We start from the raw sequence: 5,221 nt of genomic DNA, 5'->3' as shown, positions 1-5,221 counted from the left end.
TAGAAGCTATTCAATGGTTGATAACAACTTTATTGTATTTGTGTGTATTGGAGGAGTGTTAATATGTGTAGAATTGGTTCTATCAAAAGCAAGGTGCCTGTTCATCCGTCCAAGGCTCTGCATTTGATGCTGCCACAGCAGGAGGGCCACGATAATTCTGGCTTTGCCATGGTTATGCAGGACCTGTATGGTATTTTTTCTACCTACAAGGATAAGCCTTTGCTGTCTATGGCCTGCACCCAGAAGGGCAACCAGATGGTAGAGGAATACATGGACAGCCACAACTTTGTGCAGCTGGCTGAGTGGATTCCTGTGCCGAACAAGCAGCCGGGACTGGACATTCAGGCTATGCCGTACTATGTGTTCAGAAACTATGATTATCCGGAGCATTACAACGAGCTGAGCCAGAAGGAGAAGGAGGACATGCTCCTGAATACCCGTCTGGCACTGCGTGAGCTTCTGGAGAATTCCGGCGAGGGCTTTGTGTATTCCTTCTGGCCTGATGTGCTGACCTTGAAGGAAATCGGCGATCCGAGGGATATTGCCACCTATTTCCATCTGTGGGAGGACAACGGCTGCCTGTCCGCCAAGAATATTGTGGTGCAGTGCCGCCAGAATACCAACTATGATATTGTCCGCTATGCGGCGCATCCTTTCTTCCTGCAGGGCTATACCCTGTGCGCCAACGGCGAGAACACCTTCTACACCAAGAACAAGGAGTTCCAGAAATCCCTGCACAGGGGCTACATCGGCTTTGAGTCCGACTCCCAGTGCTTCCTCTATACCCTTCACTATGTACTCCATGAGCTGAAGTGGCCGATTAATTACTACAAGCATGTCATTACGCCGCTGCCTTTCGAGGAAATCGAAAAGCGCGAGGACAAGGATGTGCTGACCGCCATCCGTCAGTCATTGGCACATCTTGAGATTAATGGCCCGAACACCATTATCGCAACATTGCCTGACAACCGCATGATTACCTGCTGCGACTCCAAGAAGCTGCGTCCGGTAGTTATCGGTCAGGACGAAAACACTGTAGCAATCGCCTCCGAGGTCTGCGGCCTGAACGAGATTATGCCTGACCGCGATATGACCAAGGATATTTATCCGAATGAGCGTGAGGTTATTGTAATCGACAATGAGCTGGAGGTACAGAGATGGAAGCAGTAAAGACACAGGACGTTTCCGTAAACGATCTTGCCTGGAAAATAGAATATCATGCAGATAGATGTACAATGTGCGGCAGCTGTGTTGCTGCCTGCTCCTTCAAGGCTATCAAGGTAGAAACCCAGGCTCAGTCCATCGTGGTTTCCACCGACAGCCAGCCGGTGCCGGAGCATCGCCACATTGCCCGTCCTATTATCAAGCAGGTGGCAAGCCTGACTGATTTCTGCCGTGGCTGCGGCATGTGCGAGAAGGTGTGCCCGAACAACGCCATCCGCCCTGTCAGGAATATTGACAGCCGCAAGACCCTGCTCTCCAAGGATGCAGGCCCTATCAAGCGCGGCGGACGTACCAACCTGAATGCCCAGAGGACTCTGGACAGCATCATCGTTGGCCGTATTTCCCAGATGACGGACCCGTCTTTGGACTCGGCGCGTCATACCTTTGATATCCGTTCCCCGTTTGGCCGCGTGCTGTCTGCCAAGGAGCTGCCATTCAAGCTGGAAAACGGCAAAATGGTTATGGCTGAAAAGACACCGCCTGTAAACTGGATTTATCCTTTGATTTTCTCCGATATGTCCATCGGCGCCCTGTCCACCCGTGCCTGGGAGGCTGTGGCACTGGCATGTGCATACCTCAACGAGAAGTGCGGCCTGCCGGTACGCATGAGCTCCGGTGAGGGCGGTATGCCTGTAAAGCTGATGGAGTCTGATTATCTCAAATATTTCATTCTGCAGATTGCTTCCGGCCACTTCGGCTGGAACCGTATCATCAAGGCCATTCCGCATATGGTGACTGACCCTGCCGGTGTGCTGATTAAAATCGGCCAGGGTGCAAAGCCGGGTGACGGCGGCCTTCTGCCGGCAGCCAAGGTAGCCGAGCATGTGCAGGCAATCCGCGGCGTACCAAAGGCAACCCTTTCCTCGCCGCCAAACCATCAGGGCCTGTACTCCATCGAGGAGTCCGTGCAGAAGATGCATCTGTCCCTGAATGCGGCCTTCGGCTTCCGTGTACCGGTAGCCATCAAGTGTGCGGCTTCCGCCACTTCCGTATCCGTGTACAACAACCTGCTCCGCGATCCGTACAAGATTTGCGGCGGCTTCTTTATCGACGGTATTCAGGGCGGTACCGGTGCTGCCAACGAGGTTTCCCTCGACCATACCGGCCATCCTGTTGTTTCCAAGATTCGTGACTGCTATCTGGCCGCTGTCAAGCAGGGCCTGCAGGGACAGATTCCTCTCTACGGCGGCGGCGGTATCGGCATGACCGGCAACGCGGCTGCTGATGCCTTCAAGATGATGTGCCTCGGTGCCAACGGCGTATTCGTGGGCAAGGTGCTTATCCAGCTTTTGGGCTGCGTAGGCAACGAGCAGGGACGCTGCAACGCCTGCAACACAGGCAAGTGCCCGATGGGTATCTGCACCCAGGATCCTCGTCTGGTTAAGCGTCTTGACATTGACAAGGGCGCACAGAAGATTGTTGATTATGTACTGGCATTTGACTCCGAGCTGAAGAAGCTCATGGCTCCTATCGGCAACAGCTCTATTCCTGTTGGCCGTAGTGATGCTCTGGTTTCTACTGACAAGGCTATTGCTGACAAGCTGGGCATCCAGTATGTATGCTGATAAGGGAGGAAATACGGAATGTTTGAGATAGAAACTATTAAGGGACATGATCGTATGTCCACCCAGGATTTGCTGCTGGCGATTGAGGCTGCGGTTCGCTCCGGCGAGACCGAGTTCAGTATTCATGCCTCCGGTCAGCACGACATCGGCGGCCCGTTGTGGAATGCCGATGGCAAGAAGCTGGTTTTTCATGTAACTAATGCCGGTCAGCGCGTAGGCTCCATGTGCCTGCCGAATACCGAGATTTTTGTGGAGGATTCCACTTCTGCCGATGTGGGCTGGCTGAATGCCGGCGGTGTGATTACCGTCCGGGGGGATGCCGGTGATACTGCCGGTCACTGCTCCGCAGGCGGCAAGATTTTCATCGGCGGCCGTGCCGGTACCCGCAGTGGTTCCCTGATGAAGCACGACCCTCTGTATGAGGAGCCGGAGCTGTGGATTTTGAAAAATACCGGTTCCTTCTCCTTTGAGTTCATGGGCGGCGGCCGTGCCGTTGTCTGCGGCTATGACTGCGAGGAGTTTGCCTCCGTGCTGGGCGAGCGTGCCTGCGTGGGCATGGTAGGCGGCGTGGTTTATGTCCGCGGCCCTATCAGCAGCTATCCGTCCGACATCCGCTATCTGGATCTGGAGCAGGAGGATATTGACTTTTTGGCTGGCGGCATGGATGAGTTTCTGGAGAAAATCCAGCGCACCGAGCTGAAGGCCGAGCTTTCCGACTGGAGCCAGTGGAAGAAGCTGCGCCCTCTCACCTTTGAGGAAAAGACTGCCAAGCCGGGCAGCAAGGTTTCCATGAAGGATTTCCGTGCCAATGAGTGGGTAAAGGGCGGCATTTTCAGCGATGTTGCCATGGATGATTTTGCAGTTCACAACACCATTTCCAATGGCCTTTATAGATTGCGCGTACCTAGCTGGGACAATGCCAAGTACAACGCTCCGTGCGAGTTCAGCTGTCCTACCGGCATTCCTACCCAGAAGCGCTACAACCTTATCCGTCAGGGCAAGCTGCAGGAGGCAATTGACCTGGAGCTGGAGTACACGCCGTTCCCTGGCTCTGTCTGCGGCAGTGTCTGCCCGAATCCATGTATGGATGGCTGTACCCGCGGCGGCATTGACGAGCCTATTCAGATTGGCAACCTGGGCTGGCTGTCCGCTTATCAGAAGGTTGCTCCGCCAGCCAATGAGACCGGCAAGAAAATCGGCATCATCGGCGGCGGTATGGCAGGCCTGTCCGCCGCATGGCAGCTCAGGCGCAAGGGCCACACCGTTACTGTCTATGACGATGCAGAGCACATCGGCGGCAAGCTGGAGCAGGTTATTCCGCGTGGCCGCCTGATGCACGATGTGCTGGTAAGCGAGCTGAAGCGCATCGAGGATATCGGCGTGAAGTTCGTCACCTCCTGCAAGGTTGACAAGGCGAAGTTTGCGGAGATTCAGCAGGCAAATGATGCCGTGGTAGTTGCCACCGGCGGTCACAAGTCCCGCTTCTTCAACTGGGAGGGCAAGGAACGCCTGACCATGGGACTGGATTTCCTGAAGAAGGTTAATGCAGGTGAAAATCCAAAGGTTGGCAAGCGCGTGGTAGTTATCGGCTGCGGCAACTCCGGCATGGATACCTGCCGTGCCGCCTATGACATGGGCGCTGAGTCCGTAGTGGCTGTGGATGTGCAGAAGCCGGCGGCCTTCGAGGATGAGATTGAGTACGTTGAGAGCCGCGGCGGCAAGCTGGTATGGCCTTTCTTCACTGATAAGATTACCGAGGAGGGCGTCTATGCCAATGACGGGCGCTTCATCCCGGCGGACGAGGTTATTGTGTCCATCGGTGAGGAGCCTGTACTGGATTATCTCCCTGATGATGAATCCATTCAGAAATTCCGTGGTAGCTGGCTGATTGCCGGCAAGGACAAGTCCATCCTGCCGGGTGTATTTGCCGCCGGTGACGTAATCAAGCCGGGCCGTCTGACCGATGCCATCGGTGACGGCATCAAGGCCGCCTACTATGCTGACCAGTATGTGAATGGTGCCGAGTATGTGCCGTTCCCTGAGAAGGTAAAAATTCCGGCTGAGCGTCTCAGCAAGGCGTACTTTGCCAAGTGCCATCATTGCAGCCTGGGCGAGCCTGCTGACGACCATGCGCGTTGCGTAAGCTGCGGTACCTGCCGTGACTGCAAGATGTGCCTTGAGTCCTGCCCGGAGAAGGCCATCAGCCGTATCGCCAGTGAGGACGGCTCCTGGACCTATGTATCCGACCCGAAGAAGTGTATCGGCTGTGGTATCTGCGCCGGTGTCTGCCCTTGCGGTGTCTGGAGCATCAGCGACAATCCTGAGCCTATCAAGATGTATCGTACCTACAACAAGAAATAAGATTTTTTCTCATTCTTGTCCAATACACAGGAACAGCCCCGATGTGCTATGTGCATGTCGGGGCTGTTTCC

General features: G+C 54.9%; 3 protein-coding genes. All 3 read left to right on the top strand.

The window, feature by feature from the left end:
- The first annotated feature begins 63 nt into the window (after nucleotides 1-63).
- Genes ACI3UA_RS00190 through ACI3UA_RS00180 form a run of 3 tightly spaced genes read left to right on the top strand, consistent with a single transcriptional unit; the run spans nucleotide 64 to nucleotide 5,150 of the window.
- Nucleotides 64-1,170 carry a glutamate synthase gene (locus ACI3UA_RS00190; protein ID WP_439722811.1) on the top strand — a complete coding sequence of 369 codons (1,107 nt, stop codon included), beginning with the start codon at nucleotides 64-66 and terminating at the stop codon, nucleotides 1,168-1,170.
- Complete coding sequence (locus ACI3UA_RS00185; RefSeq protein WP_439722810.1) at nucleotides 1,158-2,789, top strand: glutamate synthase-related protein; 1,632 nt, start codon at nucleotides 1,158-1,160, stop codon at nucleotides 2,787-2,789. The genes ACI3UA_RS00190 and ACI3UA_RS00185 overlap by 13 nt, the downstream gene beginning before the upstream one ends.
- 18 nt (nucleotides 2,790-2,807) lie before the next feature.
- Nucleotides 2,808-5,150 (top strand): FAD-dependent oxidoreductase, encoded by a 2,343-nt coding sequence (locus ACI3UA_RS00180; RefSeq protein ID WP_439722809.1) that lies wholly within the window; start codon nucleotides 2,808-2,810, stop codon nucleotides 5,148-5,150.
- The last annotated feature ends 71 nt before the right edge of the window (nucleotides 5,151-5,221 follow it).

The organism is Anaerovibrio sp. (assembly GCF_051866355.1).
In the GTDB taxonomy this organism is placed as follows: domain Bacteria; phylum Bacillota; class Negativicutes; order Selenomonadales; family Selenomonadaceae; genus Anaerovibrio.
The sequence above is the reverse complement of the archived record's forward strand: the minus strand, read 5'-3'. Positions and strand labels throughout refer to the sequence as shown.